This is a genomic window from Streptomyces sp. NBC_00358 (genome assembly GCF_036099295.1).
Taxonomy (GTDB): Bacteria; Actinomycetota; Actinomycetes; order Streptomycetales; family Streptomycetaceae; genus Streptomyces.
The window spans coordinates 7,351,770-7,376,533 of record NZ_CP107976.1; the positions used below are offsets into that span (position 1 = coordinate 7,351,770).

The 24,764-nt window shown below is 70.4% G+C and carries 17 protein-coding genes; 8 read left to right on the forward strand and 9 right to left on the reverse strand.

Annotated features, from left to right (window positions below):
- Positions 1 to 54: 54 nt before the first annotated feature.
- The 3 genes from OHT01_RS31410 to mshC all read left to right on the forward strand — a co-directional run bounded on the left by OHT01_RS31410 (position 55) and on the right by mshC (position 2,773).
- Positions 55 to 645 (forward strand): DUF3090 domain-containing protein, encoded by a 591-nt coding sequence (locus OHT01_RS31410; protein ID WP_328556475.1) that lies wholly within the window; start codon positions 55 to 57, stop codon positions 643 to 645.
- Positions 609 to 1,436 (forward strand): SCO1664 family protein, encoded by an 828-nt coding sequence (locus OHT01_RS31415; protein WP_328556476.1) that lies wholly within the window; start codon positions 609 to 611, stop codon positions 1,434 to 1,436. Before OHT01_RS31410 ends, OHT01_RS31415 begins: the two co-directional genes overlap by 37 nt.
- Positions 1,437 to 1,543: 107 nt before the next feature.
- The gene (gene mshC / locus OHT01_RS31420) at positions 1,544 to 2,773 is read left to right on the forward strand and encodes a cysteine--1-D-myo-inosityl 2-amino-2-deoxy-alpha-D-glucopyranoside ligase (protein ID WP_328556477.1); all 1,230 of its coding nucleotides are present in this window, start codon (positions 1,544 to 1,546) and stop codon (positions 2,771 to 2,773) included.
- A 109-nt stretch (positions 2,774 to 2,882) separates the two neighbouring features.
- On the opposite strand, the gene OHT01_RS31425 is transcribed toward mshC, so the two are convergent.
- The 7 genes from OHT01_RS31425 to OHT01_RS31455 form a co-directional block, all read right to left on the reverse strand.
- Positions 2,883 to 3,536: a hypothetical protein gene (locus tag OHT01_RS31425; RefSeq protein WP_328556478.1), complete on the reverse strand. Its 654-nt coding sequence runs from the start codon at positions 3,534 to 3,536 to the stop codon at positions 2,883 to 2,885.
- Positions 3,537 to 3,628: 92 nt separating this feature from the next.
- Positions 3,629 to 5,398 (reverse strand): S8 family peptidase, encoded by a 1,770-nt coding sequence (locus OHT01_RS31430; protein WP_328556479.1) that lies wholly within the window; start codon positions 5,396 to 5,398, stop codon positions 3,629 to 3,631.
- 399 nt (positions 5,399 to 5,797) lie between these two features.
- Entirely contained in the window at positions 5,798 to 6,982 is a 1,185-nt protein-coding gene (locus tag OHT01_RS31435; RefSeq protein ID WP_328556480.1) for a PAC2 family protein, read from the reverse strand.
- Positions 6,983 to 7,382: 400 nt separating this feature from the next.
- Complete coding sequence (locus OHT01_RS31440) at positions 7,383 to 8,999, reverse strand: glycerol-3-phosphate dehydrogenase/oxidase (RefSeq protein ID WP_328556481.1); 1,617 nt, start codon at positions 8,997 to 8,999, stop codon at positions 7,383 to 7,385.
- Between the two features lie 19 nt (positions 9,000 to 9,018).
- Entirely contained in the window at positions 9,019 to 10,557 is a 1,539-nt protein-coding gene (glpK, locus tag OHT01_RS31445) for a glycerol kinase GlpK (RefSeq protein WP_328556482.1), read from the reverse strand.
- A 116-nt stretch (positions 10,558 to 10,673) separates the two neighbouring features.
- Positions 10,674 to 11,468, reverse strand: a complete 795-nt coding sequence (locus OHT01_RS31450; RefSeq protein WP_328556483.1) for an MIP/aquaporin family protein — start codon at positions 11,466 to 11,468, stop codon at positions 10,674 to 10,676.
- A 428-nt stretch (positions 11,469 to 11,896) separates the two neighbouring features.
- Positions 11,897 to 12,661: an IclR family transcriptional regulator gene (locus tag OHT01_RS31455; RefSeq protein ID WP_328556484.1), complete on the reverse strand. Its 765-nt coding sequence runs from the start codon at positions 12,659 to 12,661 to the stop codon at positions 11,897 to 11,899.
- Between the two features lie 269 nt (positions 12,662 to 12,930).
- Here OHT01_RS31455 and metH point away from each other — a divergent pair, with 269 nt between their 5' ends.
- The 4 genes from metH to OHT01_RS31475 all read left to right on the forward strand — a co-directional run bounded on the left by metH (position 12,931) and on the right by OHT01_RS31475 (position 21,045).
- Positions 12,931 to 16,458: a methionine synthase gene (gene metH, locus OHT01_RS31460; protein ID WP_328556485.1), complete on the forward strand. Its 3,528-nt coding sequence runs from the start codon at positions 12,931 to 12,933 to the stop codon at positions 16,456 to 16,458.
- A 140-nt stretch (positions 16,459 to 16,598) separates the two neighbouring features.
- Positions 16,599 to 17,300 (forward strand): HAD family hydrolase, encoded by a 702-nt coding sequence (locus tag OHT01_RS31465; protein ID WP_328556486.1) that lies wholly within the window; start codon positions 16,599 to 16,601, stop codon positions 17,298 to 17,300.
- Between the two features lie 463 nt (positions 17,301 to 17,763).
- Positions 17,764 to 19,368, forward strand: a complete 1,605-nt coding sequence (locus OHT01_RS31470) for an ABC transporter substrate-binding protein (protein ID WP_328556487.1) — start codon at positions 17,764 to 17,766, stop codon at positions 19,366 to 19,368.
- A gap of 93 nt (positions 19,369 to 19,461) precedes the next feature.
- The gene (locus OHT01_RS31475; RefSeq protein WP_328556488.1) at positions 19,462 to 21,045 is read left to right on the forward strand and encodes an ABC transporter substrate-binding protein; all 1,584 of its coding nucleotides are present in this window, start codon (positions 19,462 to 19,464) and stop codon (positions 21,043 to 21,045) included.
- A 124-nt stretch (positions 21,046 to 21,169) separates the two neighbouring features.
- Here the strand turns inward: OHT01_RS31475 and OHT01_RS31480 are convergent, their stop codons facing one another.
- Positions 21,170 to 21,841, reverse strand: coding sequence for a response regulator transcription factor (locus OHT01_RS31480; RefSeq protein ID WP_328556489.1), 672 nt, complete (start codon positions 21,839 to 21,841; stop codon positions 21,170 to 21,172).
- A 38-nt stretch (positions 21,842 to 21,879) separates the two neighbouring features.
- Positions 21,880 to 22,800 (reverse strand): RecB family exonuclease, encoded by a 921-nt coding sequence (locus OHT01_RS31485; RefSeq protein ID WP_328556490.1) that lies wholly within the window; start codon positions 22,798 to 22,800, stop codon positions 21,880 to 21,882.
- A gap of 176 nt (positions 22,801 to 22,976) precedes the next feature.
- On the opposite strand from OHT01_RS31485, the gene OHT01_RS31490 reads away from it, so the two are divergent.
- Positions 22,977 to 24,761, forward strand: coding sequence for a site-2 protease family protein (locus tag OHT01_RS31490; protein WP_328556491.1), 1,785 nt, complete (start codon positions 22,977 to 22,979; stop codon positions 24,759 to 24,761).
- The last annotated feature ends 3 nt before the right edge of the window (positions 24,762 to 24,764 follow it).

Sequence of the window (24,764 nt, forward strand, 5' to 3'; positions counted from 1 at the left end):
GATGCGGGCCCGGCGCGGTCAGCCGGCCCCATGCCGATTCAATGGAGACAGGACGTGTCCCGTCAGGTGTTCCTCTACGACCCCCCGGACCGCTTCGTGGCCGGTACGGTCGGGTTGCCCGGACGCCGTACCTTCTTCCTGCAGGCATCCTCGGGCCCTCGGGTGACGAGTGTGGCCCTGGAGAAGACCCAGGTCGCCGCGCTGGCCGAACGGATGGACGAGCTCCTGGACGAGGTCGTCCGGCGCACCGGGGGCAGCGCCCCGGTCCCGGCGATGGCGTCCACCGAGGTGTCCGACACCGCGCCCCTCGACACACCGGTGGAGGAGGAGTTCCGGGTCGGCACCATGGCACTGGCCTGGGACGGCGAAGAGCAGCGCATGATCGTCGAGGCGCAGGCACTCGTGGAAGTCGAGGCCGAGTCCGACGAGGACCTCGCCGAGGCCGAGGAGCGGCTGCTCCAGGACGAGGAGAACGGCCCGCCGATGCTCCGGGTCCGCCTCAGCGGCGCGCAGGCCAGGGCCTTCGCCAAGCGCGCACTCGACGTCGTCAACGCCGGCCGGCCCCCCTGCCCGCTGTGCAGCCTCCCGCTCGACCCGGAAGGACACGTATGTCCGCGCCAGAACGGATACCGCCGCGGAGCGTGACGACCGCCGAACTGCTCGCCCGGGGTGAGCTGAAGGTGCGCGGACAAATCCGTGAGGCCTCGAACGCGGTGCTCTACTGCTCCGTGTCGTACGAGGGCCGCGAGGCGTTCTGCGTCTACAAACCCGTCGCCGGGGAGCGCCCCCTGTGGGACTTCCCCGACGGCACGCTCGCCCAGCGCGAGGTCGCGGCCTACGAGGTCTCCGAGGCGACCGGCTGGGGGCTCGTGCCCACCACCGTGCTGCGCGACGGGCCCTACGGCGAGGGCATGTGCCAGTTGTGGATCGAGGCGTCCGCCGCCGAGGACGGCGCCGGGCTGCTCGCGCTCGTGGAGGGCGAGGAACCCGCCGAAGGCTGGAAGGCGATCGGTTTCGCCGAGGTCGACGAGGGCCGGACGGCGCTGCTCGTGCACGCCGACGACGTCCGGCTGCGGCGGCTCGCCGTCCTCGACGCCGTGATCAACAACGCCGACCGCAAGGGCGGCCATCTGCTGCCCGCGCAGGAGGGCCACCTCTACGGCATCGACCACGGGGTCACCTTCAACGCCGAGAACAAGCTGCGCACGCTGCTGTGGGGCTGGGCGGGGGAGCCGCTGACGGCCGAGGCGCTGGACGTCCTCGCCTCCCTGCGTGACGCGCTGGCACCGGGCGCACCGCTGGCCACCCGCTTGGCCGAACTGGTCACCGCCGTCGAGATCGACGCCACACGCGCGCGGGTCGGGGCGATGCTCGCCTCCGGGAAACACCCCGAACCGAGCGGGGAATGGCCCGCGATCCCCTGGCCCCCGGTGTAGCGCGGTTCCCCGTCCGCACCGGGCGGGGAACCGCGCAAGGGGGTCGTCCCGGCCAAGAGGTGCTGCCCGGTTCGTATACGGAAGTCCCGTCCGGTTAGGCTCATGACATGTATGCCTGGCCCGCTTCTGAGGTCCCCGCCCTGCCTGGTGAGGGCCGCGACCTCCGGATCCACGACACCGCGACCGGTGGGCTCGTCACCCTTGCCCCCGGTCCCGTCGCCCGTATCTACGTGTGCGGCATCACGCCGTACGACGCCACCCACATGGGACACGCGGCGACCTACAACGCGTTCGACCTCGTACAGCGCGTGTGGCTCGACACCAAGCGGCAGGTTCACTACGTCCAGAACGTGACGGACGTCGACGACCCGCTCCTGGAGCGGGCCGAACGCGACGGCATCGACTGGGTGGGACTCGCCGAGAAGGAGACCGCCCTCTTCCGCGAGGACATGACCGCCCTGCGGATGCTGCCGCCGCGCCACTACATAGGCGCAGTCGAGGCGATACCCGGCATCGTGCCGCTCGTCGAGCGGCTGCGGGACGCCGGAGCCGCGTACGAACTCGAAGGCGACGTCTACTTCTCCATCGAGGCCGACCCCGACTTCGGCAGGGTGTCCAACCTGGACGCCGCGACGATGCGCCTGCTCTCCGCGGAGCGCGGCGGCGACCCTGACCGCGTCGGCAAGAAGAACCCCCTCGACCCGATGCTGTGGATGGCCGCCCGCGAGGGCGAGCCGAGCTGGGACGGCGGCTCACTCGGCCGCGGCCGGCCCGGCTGGCACATCGAGTGCGTCGCCATCGCCCTCGACCACCTGGGGATGGGCTTCGACGTCCAGGGCGGCGGTTCCGACCTCGCCTTCCCGCACCACGAGATGGGCGCCTCGCACGCCCAGGTGCTGACCGGCGAGTTCCCGATGGCCAAGGCGTACGTCCACGCAGGCATGGTCGCGCTGCACGGCGAGAAGATGTCGAAGTCCAAGGGCAACCTCGTCTTCGTGTCCCGGCTGCGGCACGACGGGGTCGACCCGGCCGCCATCCGCCTCGCGCTGCTGGCACACCACTACCGGTCCGACTGGGAGTGGACGGACAGCGTCCTCGAAGAGGCCGTCGCGCGCCTGGAGGACTGGCGGGCCGCGGTGTCCCGGCCCGACGGGCCCTCCGCCGACACGCTCGTCGAGGAGATCCGCGCCGCGCTGGCCGAGGACCTCGACGCACCGGCCGCGCTCGCCGCGGTCGACCGCTGGGCCGCGCTCCAGCACGAGAGCGGCGGCACGGACGAGGGCGCTCCCGGCATCGTCTCGCGGGCCGTCGACGCGCTGCTCGGTGTCGCCCTGTAGTACCTGGTTCCACCTCGTCCCGCCGTGCCCGCAGGGGAGCGGCGGAACGGACGAGTGCCGGGCGGAGAACCTCCGCCCGGCACTCTTCATGTCGCTGGAACGCCCGTCCCTACCTGGTCACGATGACGGACTGGACGGCGCCGGTGCCGGTGTCGTAGATCCCGTAGACCTGCTGCCCGTAGGCGAAGGCCTTCTGGACCACGTCGTGGGTCACCTGGTTGGGGTTGACCAGCCGGCGCCAGGCGTTGTCGATGAACAGGTAGAGGGCCTGGGGCTGGCCGGGGAGCGCGGTGACGACGTCCTGGAAGTGCTGGGCCGCACCGATCGCCAGGGCCCGGGTCTCGACGGCGCTCTGCAGGATCAGCGGCTCGCCGTGCTGGATCTGCTGGTGCAGGTGCTGCTGCTGACCGCCGGCTTGCTGACCACCGAACTGCGGACTACCGAACTGCGGACTGCCGAGCTGCTGACCGCCGAGCTGCTGGAGCAGTTGCTGGAACGGCTGCTGCTGTCCGAGCTGCTGGAGCTGCTGCTGCAGGTGCTGCGGAACCTGCTGACCGAACTCGTGCCGGCCGAAGGGCTGCTGCGTCTGCTGCCCGATCGGCATCTGCTGGGCGCCGGACATCTGCTGCCCGATCGGCATCTGCTGCGTGCCGGACATCTGCTGCCCGAACGGCGCCTGCTGGCCGATGCCCTGCTGCTGGTAGGGCGACGTGCTCGGGTACTGCTGCTGTCCCTGCTGGCTCATCTGCGGGATCGTGCTCATGCGGGGGTGCCACCTTCCATCAATGGTTGGTTGCGTTCCGTTGTGTGCGTTGCGGTCCGTTACGTCTGTCGCGGTCCGGGAGAACCGGATCCTCAGCCCGTGACGACCAGGCCGACGATCTCGTCGTCCGAGAACCAGACCCGTACGTCGGGCCGTCCCCCCACAAAGGCGGAGTGCACCGCCTGACGGATCTCGGGGGACGGGTTGTCCAGGTTGCGCCAGGCTCCGGACACGTACAGCCGGAGCCTCGGCGGGAGTTCGCGCGGATACGGCAGCAGCTCGTCCCAGTACCGTTCGGCCTGGCCCGAGCCGACCGCCTCCGGCAGCAGATGGGTGACCGCCGCCTTGATGTCCGGCCGGCTGCCGATCCGCTGGGACGCGGGCCGGCCCGGTGCGTCCTGCTGCGGGGAACCCGTGGCCCGCAGTACCGCGCGCGCACGCTCCGGGGACATCGGCGCCTGCCCGGCCGCCTTGAGCATGCCCTGCAGCGCGGCCAGCGCGCCGACCACCACCGGGGAGGCGGAGGAGGTCCCGGAGAACGTGTCCGTGTACCAGGCGATCTCCTCGGCGCCGCCCTGCAGATCGCCGGGCCGGTCCCAGAAGCCGCCGGTGGTCGTGACCTCGCGTCCCCAGCCCTGCGCGTCCACGCGTGCCCCGTAGTTGGAGAACGCGAGCCGTGAGCGGTCCGGGCCGTGGTCGCGGCCGTGCGTGCCGGGCGGTGGTGCGCCCGCGCCGACCAGGATCGCCCCGGAGGACGGGTTGGAGGGGTTGAAGGGGTTGCGCCACCACTCGGGGAACTCCGGAGGGCGGCGTTCGTACAGGGCGTCGTCGAGCGACTCGGCGCCGTTGCCGGCCGCCGCCACCACGAGGATGCCCCTGGCGGTGGCGTACTGGACGGCCGCGAAGTTGTCGGGCCACCATTCGAGCGCGATGTAGCCCTCCTGGCTGTCGCGCTCCTCGAAGTCGAACCGGGGCCCAGGGGCCTGCAGTTCGACCAGGATGAGGTCACCGGGGCTCAGCCGCTGGGCCGCCGCGTGGATCGCCGCGGCCGTTCCGACACCCTGGAAGGAAGCGGCGGCGGTCACGGCGTCGGGCGTGATCCCGGTGATCCCGTGCTCATTGCGGTCGCCGCCGATCACACCGATGGCGGCGGTGCCGTGGTTGCGCCAGGCGAGGTCCGTGTGAGGGGTGCCCACGACGACGCCGGCGAGTTTGGACGCCAGGTCCTCGTGGCCGAGCTGCCAGGCACCCTCCACGTCGATCACGGTGACGCTCCGGCCCGAACCGCCCGGCCGCTGCCAGGCCCAGTACGCGTCGACGCCCTCGGGCGCCGGACGCAGGTAGCCCTGCCGGCTGGTGAAGTCGGGGGTGACGGGCGCCCCTTCCTTCAGCCGCTGGCTGTCGTCGGCGCTCCGGCCGGTCCACGGTGCCGAACCCGTCGAGGCCGGAACGGCACCGGGCTTCACGTACGCCGTGTCGATCTCGGGCAGCGCGGCGATCCGCGCGCGCAGTTCCTGGGCACGGCTGCGCACACCGCGCACCCGGTAGAAGAGGGCGAGGTCGGGCCCGCTCCCGGTGCCCGTCGTCGCCGACTGCTGAAGCGTCGCCGCCGACTGCTGGAGCCGTTCCTCGCTGCCGAACAGCGGCTCCAGGGCAAGCTGTTCGTCGCTGAGGAACATGTCCAGGGCCGAGACGTCGGCGCCCGCCGCCGAACGTACGCCCTCGGCCCGGGCACGCAGCCGCGCCTCCGGGCGGGCGACGACGATCAGCTCCTGCTCGGCTCCTCGGTAGGTGAATCCCGCTCCGTCGGGCCCCGGCCCGGACGTTCCCGGGCCGTGCGCCGGCTGTACCTGGTCGGTCATCGCGTGCCGCTCCCTTCGATCCCTGGGGGTGCCGGTCCTTGCGTATGCCGTTCGTCGGTCGGGTCGTTCGATGCGTGGGTCGTTCCGCCGTGCCGTGTGCGGTCCACGGTCGGCGCGGTGCGCCATGTCCCGTCGCCGGTCGGCGCCTTCGGGGCACAACCTGGCACGCCCACGGCGTCCCGTCCACCCCGTCTTCGCCAACTTGGTTTGAAAACAAGTTGAATTGGGAAACCTGTGCAATCCGGCTGGAAACAGATGTCACGCTTCAATCAGGCCAAATACGGCCGAGACGGATGTCATGTGCCGGGACGACAGCGGTTGTTGACGGCACGGCACGGCTGAGGGGCGGGACGCGTCGTGCGCGTCCCGCCCCTCAGCCGTGCCGTCCGGTCGTTCCGTTCAGTCCTCGGAGGGGTCCGACGTGTCGGAGGGACCGGAGGGGTCCGGCGTCTCCGGCGAACCGGGCGACTCCGCCGCGTTCGACGGATCGTCCGCCCGGCTCGACGGATCAGGGGAGCCCTCGGGGTCCGTCGCGCGTCCCCGGGCTCCGGACCCGGTCCCACCGGCCGGTTCGTCCGGCCCCTTCGGCGGCTCCGCGTCCGGCCCGCCGTCCTGCCCCGCGTCCGGCTCGGGGCGCTGCGCCGTCGGAGGCCGTCCCCGTCCGCCGGGCGTGCCGGGGGTGTCGCGGAGGTACGACTCGCCGCTCTCCGTGGCATGGCCGCCGGACCCGGCGGCCGGACCGCCGCCGTCCCTGCGGCGCAGATAACGCTCGAACTCGCGCGCGATGGCCTCGCCGGACGCCTCCGGCAGTTCGGCGGTGTCCCGGGCCTCCTCCAGCGTCTGGACGTACTCGGCGACCTCGCTGTCCTCGGCGGCCAACTGGTCGACGCCGAGCTGCCAGGCCCGCGCGTCCTCGGGCAGCTCGCCCAGCGGAATGCGCAGGTCGATGAGGTCCTCCAGGCGGTTGAGCAGGGCCAGCGTCGCCTTCGGGTTCGGCGGCTGCGACACGTAGTGCGGTACGGCCGCCCACAGCGACACGGCCGGTACGCCCGCGTGCGTGCACGCCTCCTGGAGGACGCCGACGATGCCGGTGGGGCCCTCGTACTTGGTCTCCTCCAGGTCCATCGTGCGGGCCAGGTCGGAGTCGGACGTGACCCCGCTGACCGGCACCGGACGGGTGTGCGGGGTGTCGCCCAGCAGGGCGCCCAGGATCACCACCAGCTCCACGCCCAGTTCGTGCGCGAAACCGAGCAGTTCGTTGCAGAACGAGCGCCAGCGCATGGACGGCTCGATGCCCCGGACGAGCACGAGATCGCGCGGCTTGTCGCCGCCGATCCGGACCACCGACAGACGGGTGGTCGGCCAGGTGATCTTGCGAACGCCGCCGTCCAGCCACACCGTGGGGCGGTTCACCTGGAAGTCGTAGTAGTCCTCGGCGTCCAGCGCCGCGAACACCTCGCCCTTCCACTCCTTGTCCAGATGCGCCACCGCGGCGGAGGCGGCGTCGCCGGCGTCGTTCCAGCCCTCGAACGCGGCCACCATGACTGGGTCGATCAGCTCGGGAACCCCCTCCAGCTCGATCACCCAGCGCCTCCTTCCGATGTGCCCTCGCGTACGCCTCAACCTTACGGCGTGCCGAGGGGGCCTCCGCAGCCCCCTCGCACGGGGGAGTGAACGGATCACTGCCCCGCCGACGGGCCGGAAACACGCGTGACTCCATCCCGGCCACCCCGCGGTCGTCCGAGCCGTCCCTGACCAACTCGCCGGGAGAACGGTGACGTTGCCGGGCACCCGGACGACGGACCGATGACGGCGAGAGATCCGAGGCGCGATGCTCGCGCGGGGTCCCGGCGACCGCGTCCCCCTGGGCCGGACGGCCTTTCGCAAGGAGCGGCGCGACAGCCCCGGTCCGGCCGTGCGGTGCCGGCCGTGCGTGAGGGGCGGCACCCCCCGTGGGAGCCGCCCCTCACCCGGCCGCGGGCGCCTACGCGCCGTCGAGAAGGCCCTGCACCTTGGCGCGGACCTCGTCGGTGGCGAGACCGCGGATCGTCAGCGTCGTACGGCGGCGCAGCACGTCGTCCGCCGTCTCGGCCCACTCGTTGTCCCGGGCGTACACGACCTGCGCCCAGATCTCCGGGGCGTCCGGGTGGACGCGCTCGCCGAGCGCCGGGTTCTCGTTGGCCAGCCGGGCGATGTCGAAGGCCAGCGAGCCGTAGTGGGTGGCCAGATGCCTGGCCGTGTCGGCGGCCATACGCGGGCCGGGCGCCGGGCCGTCCACCAGCAGACGGTGGGCGACCGCGCGCGGGTTGGCGACGCCGGGGAGCGGCATCCTCTTCGGCAGTTCGGAGATCGGCTCGAAGTCCTCGCCCAGCGGGTGGCCCGGCAGCGCCTCCAGCTTCTTCATGACCGTACGGCCGATGTGCCGGAAGGTGGTCCACTTGCCGCCCGCGACGGACAGCATGCCGCCCCGGCCCTCGGTGACGACCGTCTCGCGCTTGGCCTTCGACGTGTCGCCGGGGCCGCCCGGCAGCACCCGCAGACCGGCGAAGGAGTACGTGATCAGATCACGCGAGAGCTGCTGGTCGCGTATGGAGAACGCGGCCTCGTCGAGTATCTGGGCCGTGTCCTTCTCGGTGACCGAGACGTCCGCCGGGTCGCCCTCGTACTCCTCGTCGGTGGTGCCGAGCAGGAGCATGTCCTCCCACGGGAGCGCGAAGGTGATGCGGTACTTGTCGATCGGCGTGGCCAGCGCGGCCTTCCACGGGGAGGTGCGCTTCAGGACCAGGTGCGCGCCCTTGGACAGACGGATCGAAGGAGCCGCGTTCGGGTCCTCCAGCTTGCGCAGGTGGTCGACCCACGGGCCGGTCGCGTTCAGCACGAGCCGGGCGTTCACGCCGAACTCGTCGCCGGACAGCCGGTCCCGCAGCTCGGCGCCCGTCACCCGGCCCCGGGTGAAGCGCAGTCCCGTGACCTCGGCGTGGTTCAGGACCGCGGCACCCGACTCGACGGCCGCGCGGACCGTCATGAGGGCCATGCGGGAGTCGTTCATCTGGTCGTCGCCGTACACGGCCACGGCCTTGAGGTTGTCGGTGCGCAGCTCGGGCACGTCCTGCGCGGCCTTGGAGGGGCTGAGCAGGTGTCCCACGCCGTCACCGAAGGCCGACAGGGCGGAGTAGGCGAAGACGCCCGCTCCGAGCTTCGCCGCGCCGTGCGGCCCGCCCTTGTACACGGGGAGGTAGAACGTGAGCGGGTTCGCCAGGTGGGGGGCCACCTGACGGGAGACCGCACGGCGCTCGAAGTGGTTCTCCGCCACCAGCTTCACCGCGCCGGTCTGCAGGTAGCGCAGACCGCCGTGGAGAAGCTTGGAGGAGGCGGAGGAGGTGGCGCCGGCGAAGTCGCCGGCGTCGACCAGCGCCACCCGCAGCCCGGACTGCGCGGCGTGCCAGGCGGTGGAGATGCCCAGGATGCCGCCGCCGATGACGAGGAGGTCGTACGTTGCCTTGGAGAGCTGCTCCCGGGCCTCGGCGCGGCTCGGGTTGGAGCCGGAGGCCGGGTGCGTGCCGAGGGCAGGCACGGACTGCAGGGTGGGCTGGCTGGTCATTGCGGGTTCTTACTCCTCGTCAGTTCTCGTCTTCGATCCAGCCCATGGTCCGCTCGACGGCCTTGAGCCAGCTCTTGTACTCACGGTCGCGGACGTCCGCGGCCATGTTGGGGGTCCATTCCGCGGCCCGGCGCCAGTTGGCGCGCAGGTCCTCGGTGTTGGTCCAGAAGCCGACGGCGAGGCCGGCGGCGTAGGCGGCGCCGAGGCAGGTGGTCTCGGCGACCATCGGGCGCACCACGGGTGCGTCCAGGACGTCGGCCAGGGTCTGCATCAGCAGGTTGTTGGAGGTCATGCCGCCGTCGACCTTGAGCGCCGTGAGCTCGACGCCGGAGTCCTTGGTCATGGCGTCGCTGATCTCACGGGTCTGCCAGGCGGTGGCCTCCAGGACGGCGCGCGCGATGTGCGCCTTGGTGACGTACCGGGTCAGGCCGGCGATCACACCGCGGGCGTCGGGACGCCAGTACGGGGCGAACAGACCGGAGAAGGCCGGCACGACGTACGCGCCGCCGTTGTCCTCCACCGAGGAGGCGAGCGTCTCGATCTCGGCGGCGGACTTGATCAGGCCCATCTGGTCGCGCATCCACTGCACCAGCGAGCCGGTGACGGCGATGGAGCCTTCCAGGGCGTAGACCGGCTCCTGGTCACCGATCCGGTAGCCGACGGTGGTCAGCAGGCCCGAGTACGAGTTGATGATCTTGTCGCCGGTGTTCATCAGCATGAACGTGCCGGTGCCGTACGTGGACTTGGCCTCGCCCTCGGAGAAACAGGTCTGGCCGAACAGGGCCGCCTGCTGGTCGCCGAGCGCGGAGGCGACCGGGATGCCGCCGAGGATCTCGCCGAGCGGGCCGCCGGTGACCTCGCCGTACACCTCGGCGGAGGAGCGGATCTCGGGCAGCATCGCCAGCGGGACGCCGATGGACTCGGCGATCTTCTCGTCCCAGGCCAGGGTGTGCAGGTTCATCAGCATGGTGCGGGACGCGTTGGTCACGTCGGTGACGTGCTTGCCTCCGTCGACACCGCCGGTCAGGTTCCAGATGACCCAGGTGTCCATGGTGCCGAAGAGGATGTCCCCGGCCTCGGCGCGCTCCCGCAGGCCCTCGACGTTGTCGAGCAGCCAGCGGGCCTTCGGGCCGGCGAAGTACGACGCGAGCGGCAGGCCGGTCTCGCGGCGGAAGCGGTCCTGGCCGACGTTGCGGCCGAGCTCCCGGCACAGGGCGTCGGTGCGGGTGTCCTGCCAGACGAGGGCGTTGTGGACGGGCTCACCGGTGTTCTTGTCCCACAGCAGCGTGGTCTCACGCTGGTTGGTGATGCCGATGGCCTTGATGTCCTCGCGGGTGATGCCGGCCTTCGAGATGGCTCCGGCGACGACCTCCTGGACGTTGGTCCAGATCTCGGCGGCGTCGTGCTCGACCCAGCCCGGCTTCGGGAAGATCTGCTCGTGCTCCTTCTGGTCGACGGAGACGATGCGTCCGTCGCGGTCGAAGACGATGCAGCGGGACGAGGTGGTGCCCTGGTCGATCGCGGCGATGAAGGGGCCGGCGGTGTGTGCGTCGGTCACGGTGTGCTCCTGGTGTCCGTGGAAAGGGGCTGTTTACGGCGCGGTGCTTCAAAGCGGTGCTGTGCGGCTCGCGGCTCAGTGGGGCGCGGCTTCCAAGCGTGCTGGAGCGGGGACTCCTAAGCGAAGGCGACGTTGTAGATGCCTGCTGCGATCGAGCCGCCGATGAGCGGACCGACGACCGGTATCCAGGCGTAGCTCCAGTCGGAACCACCCTTGTTGGGCAGGGGGAGCAGGGCGTGCACGATGCGCGGACCGAGGTCACGGGCCGGGTTGATCGCGTAGCCGGTGGGGCCGCCGAGCGAGAGGCCGATGCTCACCACCACGAAGGCGGTGATCAGGGCGCCGAGGGTGCCCAGGCCGTTGCCGTTGTCGTTCAGGCCCTGCGTGAGGATCGCGAGGATGAGGACGACGGTGCCGATGATCTCGGTCGCGAGGTTCTGCGCGATGTTCCGGATCTCGGGGCCGGTGGAGAAGACGCCGAGCACCGGGCCCGCGCCGGTCTCCTGGGCCTCCACGGCCTTGGTCCTGGTGGCCTGCGCACCCGGACCGCCGACGATCTCGCGGTCGGTGAGGTGGGCGAGGAACTGGCCGTAGTAGGCGACCCAGACCAGCGCAGCGCCGATCATGGCGCCGAGGAGCTGACCGCCCCAGTAGGTGGCCAGGTTGCTGTAGTCGTCGTCCTTGATCGCGATCGCGAGCGTCACGGCCGGGTTGAGGTGCGCGCCGGACAGCGGCGCCGAGATGTAGACCGCGGTCATGACCGCGAAGCCCCACCCGAAGGCGATGGCGAGCCATCCGGCGCCGCGCGCCTTGGAGGCCTTCAGCGTGACGGCGGCGCACACGCCACCGCCCAGCAGGATGAGAACGGCGGTACCGATGGTCTCGCCGATGAAGATGTCGGAGCTGGACACCCGCGACTCCTTTGTCCTTCGTCCAGGGGAAGCCGAACCCCGGGTCCCACCGGTGGTTCGTGCTCTCGGGGAGTGAGAGCGGTCTCGGCCCTGGCATTGCCACACTCTAACGCGTATTGCCGGTAGGTGTTCGACAATGTCGACCGATGGACGGGAGTCTTGCTCTAGCGTCACCGGCTCGTCAAGGGTCCTGTTATCGAAAACGCGATCGTTATTGATCGCTGTGTGCTATCGGTGCGTCGTCGCTGGTCCAGGGGCATGACAAAGGCCGGGAAGCATGCGGCTTCCCGGCCTCGACCCGTGTGAATCCCGGACCTCTCGCGCGACGTATCCCGAACCGCTCCCGGCGCGCGCGGGGGCCGTGCACGCCTGTGACCCGCCCGCCGGGCGGCGGGCGGGTCAGAGCGGTTCGTCGAACGCCGTACGCGTCAGAAGCGTCCGGCGCCCAGGTCCCGCGACACCGCGCGGGCGCAGTCCCGTACGGCGGCGATCAGATCGGGGCGCAGCTCCCCGTCCTTGCAGACCCGCTCCACGGCCCCGGTGATGCCCACCGCGCCGACCGGCATCCGCCGCCGGTTGTGGATCGGGGCGGCCACCGAGGCGACCCCCGTCCAGGTCTCCTCGACGTCGTCCGCGTACCCGCGCGCGCGGGTAACGTCGAGGACGCCCTCGAACAGGTCCAGCTCGCTGATCGTCCGCGGCGTGAACGCCTTGCGCTCGACCTCCAGGACCTCGCTGTGCGCCACCGGGTCGTACGCCGACAGCACCTTGCCCAGGGCCGTGGAGTGCAGCGGCTGCATCGCCCCGACCTCAAGGACCTGACGGCTGTCGTCGGGCCGGAAGACGTGGTGCACGATCAGTACGCCCTGCTGGTGCAGCACGCCCAGGTAGACGCTCTCGCCGCTGGAGCGGGCCAGGTCGTCGGTCCACACCAGGGCCCGCGCCCGCAGCTCGTGCACATCGAGATAGGTCGTGCCCAGCCGCAGCAGCTCGGCGCCCAGCTGGTAGCGCCCGGAAGCCGTGTCCTGCTCGACGAACCCCTCCTGCTGGAGGGTGCGCAGGATGCCGTGGGCCGTACCCTTGGCCAGGCCCAGCGAGGAGGCGATGTCCGACAGGCCGAGCTGCCGCTCGCCGCCCGCCAGCAGCCGCAGCATCGCCGCTGCCCGTTCGAGCGACTGGATGTTCCGTGCCATCGCCGTGCTGCCTCCGTCCCCTTGGGCCGCCGGCGTGCGACTGCCCGCTACCGTTCGGCAATGTCGAACACTACCGGTCGTCACCGAGCTCCCGCCAATGGGCGGTCGCCCCACGTTCCGTCCGTCTCGGCACCGTGGCCGCCCACGCCACACCCGTCCGGCTCGTGGACGCCCATGCCTGATCCACGGTGCTCCGGGCTACCCTGACGGCGTGCGCCTTCCATGGGAAGCGCAAAGCCGACAGCCGTCGCACTCCAGGGAGCACCTTCATGGCCTCGTTGCCGAACCCGTCCCTTTCGTCCGGTCTCTCCGAGGGCCGGGAGCGAACCGACGCACTCCGAGAAGCGCTCGCCACCCGTGTCGTGGTGGCCGACGGCGCGATGGGCACGATGCTCCAGGCGCAGGACCCGACGCTCGAGGACTTCGAGAACCTCGAGGGCTGCAACGAGATCCTCAACGTCACCCGTCCCGACATCGTGCGCTCGGTCCACGAGGCGTACTTCGAGGTCGGCGTCGACTGCGTCGAGACGAACACCTTCGGGGCGAACCACTCGGCGATGGCCGAGTACGACATCGCGGACCGCGTCCACGAGCTCTCCGAGGCCGGCGCACGCATCGCCCGCGAGGTCGCCGACACCTTCGGGGCCCGCGACGGCCGCCAGCGCTGGGTCCTCGGCTCGATCGGCCCCGGCACCAAGCTGCCCACACTCGGCCACGTCTCCTACGGGACCCTGCGCGACGGCTTCCAGGCCAACGCCGAGGGTCTGCTCGCGGGCGGCGCCGACGCGCTGATCGTCGAGACCACCCAGGACCTGCTGCAGACGAAGTCCTCCGTGCTCGGCGCGCACCGCGCGATGGAGGCGACCGGCGTCCGGGTGCCCCTGCTGGTCTCGATGGCCTTCGAGACGACCGGTACCATGCTGCTCGGCTCCGAGATCGGCGCCGCGCTGACCGCGCTGGAGCCGCTCGGCATCGACATGATCGGCCTGAACTGCTCGACCGGCCCCGCCGAGATGAGCGAGCACCTGCGCTATCTCACCCGGCACTCCCGCATCCCCCTGCTGTGCATGCCGAACGCCGGTCTGCCGGTCCTGACGAAGAACGGCGCCCACTTCCCGCTCGACGCCGAGGGCCTGGCCGACGCCCAGGAGAACTTCGTACGGGACTACGGCCTCTCCCTGATCGGCGGCTGCTGCGGCACGACCCCCGAGCACCTGCGCCAGGTGGTGGAGCGGGTCAACGGTGTCACGCCCCCCGAGCGCAGCCCGCAGCCCGAGCCCGGTGCCGCCTCGCTCTACCAGACGGTCTCGTTCCGCCAGGACACCGCCTACATGGCGATCGGTGAGCGCACCAACGCCAACGGCTCCAAGAAGTTCCGCGATGCCATGCTGGAGGCCCGCTGGGACGACTGCGTGGAGATGGCCCGCGACCAGATCCGCGAGGGCGCGCACATGCTCGACCTGTGCGTCGACTACGTCGGCCGGGACGGCGTCGCCGACATGGACGAGCTGGCCGGCCGTTTCGCCACCGCCTCCACCCTGCCGATCGTGCTCGACTCCACCGAGGTCGAGGTCCTGCGCGCGGGCCTGGAGCGCCTCGGCGGCCGCGCGGTCCTCAACTCCGTCAACTACGAGGACGGCGACGGGCCCGAGTCCCGGTTCGCGAAGGTCACCCGACTGGCGCAGGAGCACGGTGCCGCGCTGATCGCGCTGACCATCGACGAGGAGGGCCAGGCCCGCACCGTCGAGACCAAGGTCGCCATCGCCGAACGGCTCATCGAGGACCTCACGTCCAACTGGGGCATCCACGAGTCCGACATCCTCATCGACACCCTGACCTTCACGATCTGTACCGGCCAGGAGGAGTCCCGCAAGGACGGCATCGCGACGATCGAGGCGATCCGCGAGCTCAAGCGCCGCCGCCCCGACGTACAGACCACCCTCGGCCTGTCCAACATCTCCTTCGGCCTCAACCCGGCCGCCCGCATCCTGCTCAACTCGGTCTTCCTCGACGAGTGCGTCAAGGCGGGCCTGGACTCGGCCATCGTGCACGCCTCCAAGATCCTGCCGATCGCCCGGTTCAGCGAGGAGGAGGTCACCACCGCCCTCGACCTCATCCACGACCGCCGGGCCGAGGGCTACGACCCGCTGCAGAAGCTGATGGCCCTCTTCGAGGGAGCCACCACCAAGTCGCTGAAGGCGGGCAAGGCCGAGGAACTGGCCGCGCTCCCCCTGGACGAACGCCTCAAGCGGCGGATCATCGACGGCGAGAAGAACGGCCTGGAGAGCGACCTCGCCGAGGCCCTCCAGGACCGGCCCGCCCTCGACATCGTCAACGAGACCCTGCTGGACGGCATGAAGGTGGTCGGCGAGCTGTTCGGCTCCGGCCAGATGCAGCTGCCCTTCGTCCTCCAGTCCGCCGAGGTCATGAAGACGGCCGTCGCCTACCTCGAACCCCACATGGAGAAGTCGGACTCCGAGGGCAAGGGCACCATCGTGCTCGCCACCGTGCGCGGCGACGTCCACGACATCGGCAAGAACCTCGTCGACATCATCCTGTCCAACAACGGCTACAACGTCGTCAACCTCGGCATCAAGCAGCCTGTCTCCGCGATCCTGGACGCCGCCGAGGAGCACAGGGCCGACGTCATCGGCATGTCCGGGCTCCTCGTCAAGTCCACGGTGATCATGAAGGAGAACCTGGAGGAGCTGAATCAGCGGGGTCTGTCCGCGGACTATCCCGTCATCCTCGGCGGCGCGGCCCTGACCAGGGCCTACGTCGAACAGGACCTCTACGAGATCTACCAGGGCGAGGTCCGCTACGCCCGCGACGCCTTCGAGGGCCTGCGCCTGATGGACGCGCTGATCGGCGTCAAGCGCGGAGTGCCCGGAGCCGTGCTGCCCGAACTCAAGCAGCGCCGGGTACGCGCCGCCGCGGACGTGGCCGTCGAGGAGCGCCCGGAAGAGGGCCATGTCCGCTCCGACGTCTCCGTCACCAACCCCGTTCCGGAGCCCCCCTTCACCGGCACCCGCGTGATCAAGGGCATCCAGCTCAAGGAGTACGCCTCCTGGCTGGACGAGGGCGCCCTGTTCAAGGGCCAGTGGGGCCTCAAGCAGGCCCGCGCCGGCGACGGCCCCACGTACGAGGAACTCGTCGAGACCGAGGGCCGACCCCGGCTGCGCGGACTGCTCGACCGGCTCCAGACCGACAACCTGCTGGAAGCCGCCGTGGTCTACGGCTACTTCCCGTGCGTCTCCAAGGACGACGACCTGATCATCCTCGACGAGCGGGGCAACGAGCGGACCCGCTTCACCTTCCCCCGCCAGCGCCGCGGCCGCCGGCTGTGCCTGGCCGACTTCTTCCGCCCGGAGGAGTCGGGGGAGACCGACGTCGTAGGCCTCCAGGTCGTCACCGTCGGCTCCCGGATCGGCACGGAGACCGCCAAGCTCTTCGAGGCCAACGCCTACCGGGACTACCTCGAACTGCACGGCCTCTCCGTGCAGCTGGCCGAGGCGCTCGCCGAGTACTGGCACGCGCGCGTGCGCTCCGAGCTGGGCTTCGCGGGGGAGGACCCGTCCGAGGTCGAAGACATGTTCGCCCTGAAGTACCGCGGCGCCCGCTTCTCCCTCGGCTACGGAGCGTGCCCCAACCTGGAGGACCGCGCCAAGATCGCCGAGCTCCTGGAGCCCGAGCGCATCGGCGTCCACCTCTCCGAGGAGTTCCAGCTGCACCCGGAGCAGTCGACCGACGCGATCGTGATCCACCACCCGGAGGCGAAGTACTTCAACGCACGGTGAGCGATCCGACGCGCCGCGCTCCGCGCTGCCGCGCACACTGATCGGATAAGTCGTACACTGGTCGGTCCATCGCAGGCCGGTTGTCCCCTGACGCAAAAGGGGGCGACCGGCCTGATCGTCCCTCAAGGAGGTGCGCCAGGATGACCAGTACGGTCCCCGCGCTCGGAACTCGTACGGCCGAAGGCTCAGCCCTGCAGGCCGTACTCCTCGACATGGACGGAACCCTGGTGGACACCGAGGGCTTCTGGTGGGACGTGGAGGTCGAGGTCTTCAAGGCCCTCGGGCACGCGCTGGACGACTCCTGGCGCCATGTCGTGGTCGGCGGTCCCATGACCCGCAGCGCGGGATTCCTCATCGAGGCCACCGGTGCCGACATCACCCTCCCCGAGCTGTCCGTGCTGCTCAACGACGGGTTCGAGGAGCGCATCGGCCACTCCCTGCCCCTGATGCCAGGTGCGGCCCGGCTCCTCGCGGAGCTCGCCGCGCACGAGATCCCCACCGCGCTGGTCTCCGCCTCGCACCGGCGGATCATCGACCGCGTCCTGGGCGCGATCGGCTCCCACTTCTTCGCGCTGACCGTCGCGGGCGACGAGGTGGAGCGGACCAAGCCCTACCCCGACCCCTATCTGCTCGCGGCCGCACGGCTCGGCGCCGAACCGGCCCGGTGCGCCGTCATCGAGGACACCTCGACCGGGGTCGCCTCCGCCGAGGCCGCGGGCTGTCATGTGGTAGCGGTCCCCTCGGTCGCGCCCATCGCCCCCGCCGCCCGCCGAACGGTGGTGCGGTCCCTGGAAGAGGTCGACCTGCCCTTTCTGCACCGTCTGATGACCGAAATGCGCTGAACGGTCACCGGGTGCGGCGGGGCATTCACTCTGCGTGCGGAACCGAATGCCGGCGAAGGTCCGGCGCTTCCCTGTGGTAAGCGCGAGCGAGGACCCGTCGGCAATTCATTTCGGGGCGGATGGCCAAATTCCGGTACTGCTCAATCAATTTGACGGTGTGACGTTCGACACGTGGTGGAGGGTCGACAGTCGGACCGACTTGTGCGCGCAACCCCCATTCGTGAAGACCTCGCGTGCCCTTGTGTCCCGATTGATGAAAGGCTGCACTAATCCTTCCCGTGTCGGGTTATCGGTGCGTCCACGCCCGGTTTCGCAGCGTGAGCGGAAGGCGGCTCCGGCATCTGATGGCCGACCTTGTGCCGCGGACTAATGTCATCGCGAGAACATCGCCGTGACCCCGTGACCCGCCGCGCCACCCTTGCATGCCGGTTCGCGGAAACTACAGCTCTGGAGAAACACGAGCATGAACCGCAAGACTTTGGTGCTGCCGGCCGTGGTTGGCCTGCTCGCCCCGGTGCTCGCCGCGTGTGGTGGGTCCGCCAGCGGGAGCAACAGCGGCGATGCCATCGTTGTCGGCACCACGGACGCGTTCTCCGCGTCGAAGGACGCCCCGGCTCCGTTCGACCCGGCCTACGCGTACGACGTCGGCACCTGGAACGTGCTTCGCCAGACCGTGCAGACGCTGATGGTCCAGCCGCGTGGTGACGGTCAGCCGCAGCCCGAGGCCGCCGAGAAGTGCGGCTTCAGCGACAGCGGCAACGAGCGCTACTCGTGCACGCTGCGCGAAGGCCTGGAGTTCTCCAACGGTGACCCGATCACCGCGAAGGACGTCAAGTTCTCGATCGACCGTGCGAGGGCCATCAAGGCCGACAGTGGTGTGTTCGCCCTGCTGTCCACCATCGACACCGTCGAGACGCGGGGCGACCGCGAGGTGATCTTCCACCTCAACAGCGCCGACGCGACCTTCCCGTTCAAGCTGTCGACCCCGGTCGCCGGCATCGTGAACCCGCAGGACTACGAGAAGAACAAGCTGCGCGACGGCTTCTCCGTCGACGGCTCCGGGCCGTACACCTTGGAGACCGAGGTCAAGGACGACAAGGTCGTCAAGGCCGTCTTCACGAAGAACTCCCACTACAAGGGGCAGTTGAAGATAAAGAACTCCAAGGTCGAGATGCGCTCGTACGACAGCGCGGCGGCCATGGGCACGGCCCTCGAAAAGGGCGACATCGACCTGATGACCCGCTCGATGACGCCGGCGCAGATCAACAAGCTGAACGACGCTTCGGGCGGCAACATCAACCTGAACGAGATGCCCGGCCTGGAAATCCGCTACCTCGCCTTCAACACCGACGCCCCGTCGGTGAAGTCGACCGCCGTCCGCCAGGCCATGGCCCAGCTCATCAACCGCGGTGAGCTCGTCTCCAAGGTCTACGGTTCCCAGGCCGAGCCGCTCTACTCGATGGTCCCGGCGACCATCACGGGTCACTCCAACGCCTTCTTCAACAGGTATGGTGACCCGAGCGTCGCGAAGGCCCAGTCGACTCTCGGCAAGGCCGGCATCACCACTCCGGTCAAGATCACCCTGCACTACACGACCGACCACTACGGCACGGTCACCGCGCAGGAGTTCGAGATCCTGAAGAACCAGCTCAACAAGAGCGGCCTCTTCGACGTCACCATCCAGGGCACGTCCTGGGACAAGTTCGTCCCGGCCGAGCGCGCCGGCAAGTACGACGTCTGGGGCATGGGCTGGTTCCCCGACTTCCCCGACGCCGACAACTTCCTGGCGCCGTTCCTCGACAAGGACAACTTCCTCAAGTCGCCCTACTCGAACAGCAACATCATCAACAACCTGATCCCCGCCTCCCGGCGCGAGGCCGACCGCCTCACCGCGTCGAAGAGCCTCACCAGCATCCAGGACATCGTCGCGAACGACGTCCCGCTGATCCCGCTCTGGCAGGGCAAGCAGTACATAGCCGCGCGTGACGACATCACGGGCTCGGAGTGGGCGCTCAACTCCTCCTCCACCCTCCAGCTGTGGGAGCTCAGCCGCGGCGTCAGTGAGTGACGGAACCATCCGGACCGGGGCCTTCGTGCCCCGGGTCCGGCCCGGGGCCCTACGGTCCCGGGTTCGCTAGATCCAACGACAAGGCACGTGCAAGTGAACATGCGTAACCAGTGGCCAGTCCTGCCGATCGTGGCGGGGCTGGCCTCCGGCCTGCTGACCGGCTGTGGTTCGGAAACGGGCAATACAGGGAGCAGCGACTCCTCCGTGGTGATCGGGATGTCCGACGACGTCCTGGCCACCGACCCGGCTTCCGGCTACGACCCAGGATCGTGGCTGTTGTTCAACAACGTCTTCCAGTCGCTGTTGAGCTTCCCCAACGGCGCAACCGAGCCCGAGCCAGAAGCGGCCAAGGAGTGCGCGTTCACGGACACCGGCACCAAGGTGTACAAGTGCACGCTGCAGGACGGCCTGAAGTTCAGCAACGGTGACGCGCTCACCTCGGCGGACGTGAAGTTCTCCTTCGACCGCATGCTGAAGATCAACGACGGTGCCGGCCCGGCGATCATGTTCCCCATGCTCGACAGGGTCAGCACCCCGGACGCCGGGACCGTCGTCTTCCACCTCAAGTACGCCGACGCCACCTTCCCGAGCAAGATCGCCTCCGGCGCCGGCTCGATCGTGGACCACCAGCAGTACGCCACGAACGCGCTCCGCAAGGACAACGAGGCTGTCGGCTCCGGCCCGTACAAGCTCGACTCGTTCAGCGACGACAAGGCCGTCTTCTCGGTCAACGCGAGCTACAAGGGCACCGTCAAGGTCAAGAACACCGGCGTCGCGCTGAAGTTCTTCCACGGCGACCAGTCGGGCCTGCGCAAGGCCCTGCAGAGCAAGCAGATCGACGTCGCCTACCGAGGCCTCGCCGCCGACGACATCGCGAAGATCCAGAACCAGTCCGCGACCGACAGCGGCATCAACGTCGTCGAGGGAACCAGCGCCGAGGTCCAGCACCTGGTCCTCAACATGGACGACCCGGTGACCGGCAAGCTCGGCGTCCGCAAGGCCATCGCCTACCTCCTCGACCGCGACGCCCTCGTCAGCGACGTCTACCAGGGCACCGCGACCCCGCTGTACTCGATCGTCCCCTCCGGCGTCACCGGGCACAGCACGTCCTTCTTCGACACCTACGGCGCCCACCCCTCGCAGTCCAAGGCCGCGGACGCGCTGCGCACCGAGGGCATCACCGGCAAGGTGAAGCTCACCCTCTGGTCGACCCCCTCGCGCTACGGTCCCGCCACGGACCAGGAGTTCAAGGCGATCGCCAAGCAGCTCAACGCCAGCGGACTGTTCGACGCGACCGTGAAGTCCGTCGCCTTCGGCCAGTACGAGAAGGACATCGCGGCCGGCAAGTACGGCGTGTACGTGAAGGGCTGGGTGCCCGACTACCCGGACCCGGACAACTTCACCGCCCCGTTCTTCGGCAAGGGCAACGTGCTGAGCAACAACTACACGAACCGCACCATCACGGGCAGCCTCATCCCGAAGACGGCCGCCCAGAGCGACCGCGCCTCGACCGAGGGCGACTACGGCAAGCTCCAGGACCTCGTCGCCCAGGACGTGCCGGTCATCCCCGTCTGGCAGGCCAAGCAGTACGCCGTCGCGCGCGACAACGTCTACGGCCTCGAGAACTGCCTCGACTCCTCGACCGTGTTCCGCTTCTGGGAGATCCACAAGGCCTGACCCCGCACGCGCCGGTGGCCGCCGTACGCGAAGGGCGCCCGTTCCTCATCGGAACGGGCGCCCTTCGCGCTGCCTGGACCCGCGGGGCGAGCACCGGGACCGGGACAGCCCCGGCCGACCGGCGTCACTGCGCCCCCGGACGCACCAGCCCGCTCTCGTACGCGTACACCGCGGCCTGCACCCGGTCACGCAGCCCCAGCTTCGTCAGGACATGCCCCACATGCGTCTTGACCGTGGTCTCGCTGACGAACAGATCGGCCGCGATCTCCGCGTTCGACAGCCCCCGTGACACCAGCTTCAGCACCTCGACCTCGCGGTCGGTCAGCGTGTGCAGCGTGTCCGGAACCGGCTCGTCGCCCGACGGCAGATGCTCCGCGTACTTGTCGAGCAGCCGGCGCGTGATGCTCGGCGCGAGCATCGCCTCGCCCGCCGCGACCACCCGGATCGCCTGCACCAGCTCATTGGCGGGCGCGTCCTTGAGCAGGAACCCACTGGCACCCGCGCGCAGCGCCTCCACCACGTACTCGTCGAGGTCGAACGTCGTCAGGACGAGGACCTTCGCCGGACCGTCCCGGCCGGGACCGGTGATCTGCCGGGTCGCCTCGACACCGTCCATCCGCGGCATACGGATGTCCATCAGAACCACATCGGGCTGCAGCGCACGCACCTGATCGAGCGCCTGGAGACCGTCACCGGCCTCGCCGACGACCGCGAGATCCTGCTCCGCCTCCAGAATCATCCGGAAGCCGGTGCGCAGCAGCGGCTGGTCGTCGACCAGTAGGACGCGGATGGCCACGTGAGTCTCCTTCGCTAGTCCGGCCCCATTCTGCCCTGCTACTGGGCGCCCGACCCCGGCGCCCTGACCGGGAGCGGATATGCCGGGGGCGTACCACCGAATTCCGGACACACCGCCTGGTGGTCGCACCAGCCGCACAGCTTGGTGGGACGAGGCCGCCACTCACCCGTCTCCGTGGCCTCCCGGATCGCGTCCCACAACGCGAGCAGCTTGCGCTCCACCCGCTCCAGATCCGCGATCTCCGGGTCGTACGTCAGCACGTCACCGCTGCCCAGATAGACCAGCTGAAGACGGCGCGGGATCACCTGCTTCAGCCGCCACACCACCAGGGCGTAGAACTTCATCTGGAACAGGGCACCCTCGGCGTACTCCGGCCTGGGCGCCTTCCCCGTCTTGTAGTCGACGATCCGGACCTCGCCCGACGGAGCCACGTCCACCCGGTCGATGATGCCGCGCAGAGTGAGCCCGGAGTCCAGCCGCGCCTCCACGAACAGCTCCCGCTCCGCCGGCTCCAGCCGCGTCGGATCCTCCAGCGTGAACCAGCGCTCCACCAACCGCTCGGCCTCGGTGAGCCAGCGCGCGAGCCGCTCGCCCTCCGGGTCGTCGGCGAACAGCTCCACGACCTCCGGCTTCGACTCCCGCAGCCGGTCCCACTGGGCCGGGATCAGCGACTTGGCGCGCGGCGCGGTGCGGTCCGCGGCCGGGGCGTCGAAGAGCCGCTCGAGGACCGCGTGCACCAGGGTCCCCCTGGTCGCCGCCTCGCTCGGCTTCTCCGGCAGCTTGTCGATCACCCGGAACCGGTACAGCAGCGGACACTGCATGAAGTCACTGGCACGCGAGGGCGACAGCGAGGCGGGCGCGCGGGCGACCGCCGCGGCCGGTACGCCCTCGGCGGGCACGCCGCCATCGGTGGCCGCGGCCGCTTCTTCGGGCACGGCGCCCTCGGTGCTGGTTTCCATGACAACAGACCTTACGGCCCGCCACTGACAGTGAGCCGTTCCCGGCGGGGACGACGGCGCGGAAAACAGAGGGGGTGCCGGGGCGGATCGCGCCGCGACGGCCGCATACCATCGACCCCAGACCCTCCTGCTCCGCACGAACCGGGAGCCGGAGACGCTTCGAACGAGGGGACATCGTGGACGAGAGCGGCGGGAGCGGGCAGCCGCGGTCCGGCACGGGCGAGGCGGCCGAGCACCACGAGAGGCCCCCGGCCTCCGCCGGTCCGGCCACCGGCGCACGCCCCGGACCGGCCGGGCCCGGCACCCCCACCGGGCCGGCACCCACGGCCCCCGATCACGACGCCCCGACCCGGACGGACCCCGACCGGGACACCGGCACCCGGACCGAACCCCCCGCCCGGCCCGTGGCCGATCCCCCCGAGGCCACCGCGGCCGACAGCCCCACGGAATCCGGGGCCCACGACGACAGCACGGCCACGGACCGGACCCGACCCGAGGCACGCCCCACACCCGGACCGGAAGCCCCGTCCGACGCCGGAGCCTCCCGCGACCCGCTGGTGAAGACCCCCGCCTCGGTCGAGACCCCGGTCTCCGCCGAGACGCCCGCCCCCGCCGAGACCGTCGGCGCCCCGGGACACACCGAGCAGACCGGAACCCACGGCGAGCACCCCGACCCGTCCGACCGCCGCGCCGAGCCCCACGCGGGGCCGGCACCCGGCACGGACCGGAACGACCCCGACGGCGCCCACCGCACCCTCGCCCGCACCGGCAACAACAACGGGAAGAGGCGGCCACCGCGCCGCGCGAAGGAACCCGGCGGCGGACTGCTCATGGGCCGGCCCTTCGGCGTACCCGTCTACGTCGCGCCGAGTTGGTTCCTCGTCGCGGCCCTGATCACCTGGGTGTTCGGCGGCCAGCTCGACCGCGTCCTGCCCGAACTCGGCGCAGCCCGCTACCTCGTGTCCCTCTTCTTCGCGGTCGCCTTCTACGCCTCCGTACTCGTCCACGAACTCGCCCACACCGTCGCCGCCCTGCGCTTCAAACTGCCGGTGCGCCGGATCCAGCTCCAGTTCTTCGGCGGCGTCTCCGAAATCGAGAAGGAGGCCGAGACCCCCGGCCGGGAGTTCGTCCTGGCCTTCGTCGGCCCGCTGCTCTCCCTGATCCTCTCCGGCCTCTTCTACCTGGCCATGCTGCCCGTCGAACCCGGCACCGTCCCCGGCGTCCTGCTGGCCGGCCTGATGGTCTCCAACCTCATCGTCGCCGCCTTCAACCTGCTGCCCGGCCTGCCCCTCGACGGCGGCCGGATGCTCCGAGCCGTCGTCTGGAAGATCACCGGCAGGGCGATGAGCGGCACCGTCGCCGCCGCGTGGGTCGGCCGCGCCCTCGCCGTCTCCGTACTGATCGGGCTCCCCCTGCTCACCCAGTCCCAGGCCCTCGGCGCCGCCCCGGAGAACGTCGGCGGCATGGACACCATCACCGACGCCCTGCTCGCCGCCATCCTCGCCGCGATCATCTGGACCGGCGCCGGCAACAGCCTCCGCATGGCCCGGCTGCGCGAACACCTGCCGGAACTGCGCGCCCGATCCCTCACCCGGCGCGCCGTCCCGGTCGAGACCAGCACCCCGCTCTCCGAGGCACTGCGCCGCGCCAACGACGTCGGCGCCCGCGCCCTGGTCGTCGTCGACGCCGACGGCGAACCGCTCTCCCTGGTCCGCGAGGCCGCCATCGTCGGCGTACCCGAGCACCGCCGCCCCTGGGTCACCGTCAGCGGCCTCGCCCAGGACCTCACCGACGGCATGCGGGTCTCCGCCGAGCTCGCCGGCGAGGACCTCCTCGACGCCCTGCGCGCCAGCCCCGCCACCGAGTACCTGGTGGTGGAGGACTCCGGCGAGATCTACGGAGTCCTGTCCGCCGCGGACGTCGAGCGCGCCTTCGTCAAGGCCATGGCCCGGCCCTCCTGACCG

Excerpts from the sequence above, each read along its gene's own strand:
- OHT01_RS31415 (WP_328556476.1), top strand. The coding sequence starts at position 609 with ATGTCCGCGCCAGAACGGATACCGCCGCGGAGCGTGACGACCGCCGAA.
- mshC (WP_328556477.1), top strand. The coding sequence starts at position 1,544 with ATGTATGCCTGGCCCGCTTCTGAGGTCCCCGCCCTGCCTGGTGAGGGC.
- OHT01_RS31425 (WP_328556478.1), bottom strand. The coding sequence starts at position 3,536 with ATGAGCACGATCCCGCAGATGAGCCAGCAGGGACAGCAGCAGTACCCG.
- OHT01_RS31430 (WP_328556479.1), bottom strand. The coding sequence starts at position 5,398 with ATGACCGACCAGGTACAGCCGGCGCACGGCCCGGGAACGTCCGGGCCG.
- OHT01_RS31440 (WP_328556481.1), bottom strand. The coding sequence starts at position 8,999 with ATGACCAGCCAGCCCACCCTGCAGTCCGTGCCTGCCCTCGGCACGCAC.
- OHT01_RS31455 (WP_328556484.1), bottom strand. The coding sequence starts at position 12,661 with ATGGCACGGAACATCCAGTCGCTCGAACGGGCAGCGGCGATGCTGCGG.
- metH (WP_328556485.1), top strand. The coding sequence starts at position 12,931 with ATGGCCTCGTTGCCGAACCCGTCCCTTTCGTCCGGTCTCTCCGAGGGC.
- OHT01_RS31465 (WP_328556486.1), top strand. The coding sequence starts at position 16,599 with ATGACCAGTACGGTCCCCGCGCTCGGAACTCGTACGGCCGAAGGCTCA.
- OHT01_RS31470 (WP_328556487.1), top strand. The coding sequence starts at position 17,764 with ATGAACCGCAAGACTTTGGTGCTGCCGGCCGTGGTTGGCCTGCTCGCC.
- OHT01_RS31485 (WP_328556490.1), bottom strand. The coding sequence starts at position 22,800 with ATGGAAACCAGCACCGAGGGCGCCGTGCCCGAAGAAGCGGCCGCGGCC.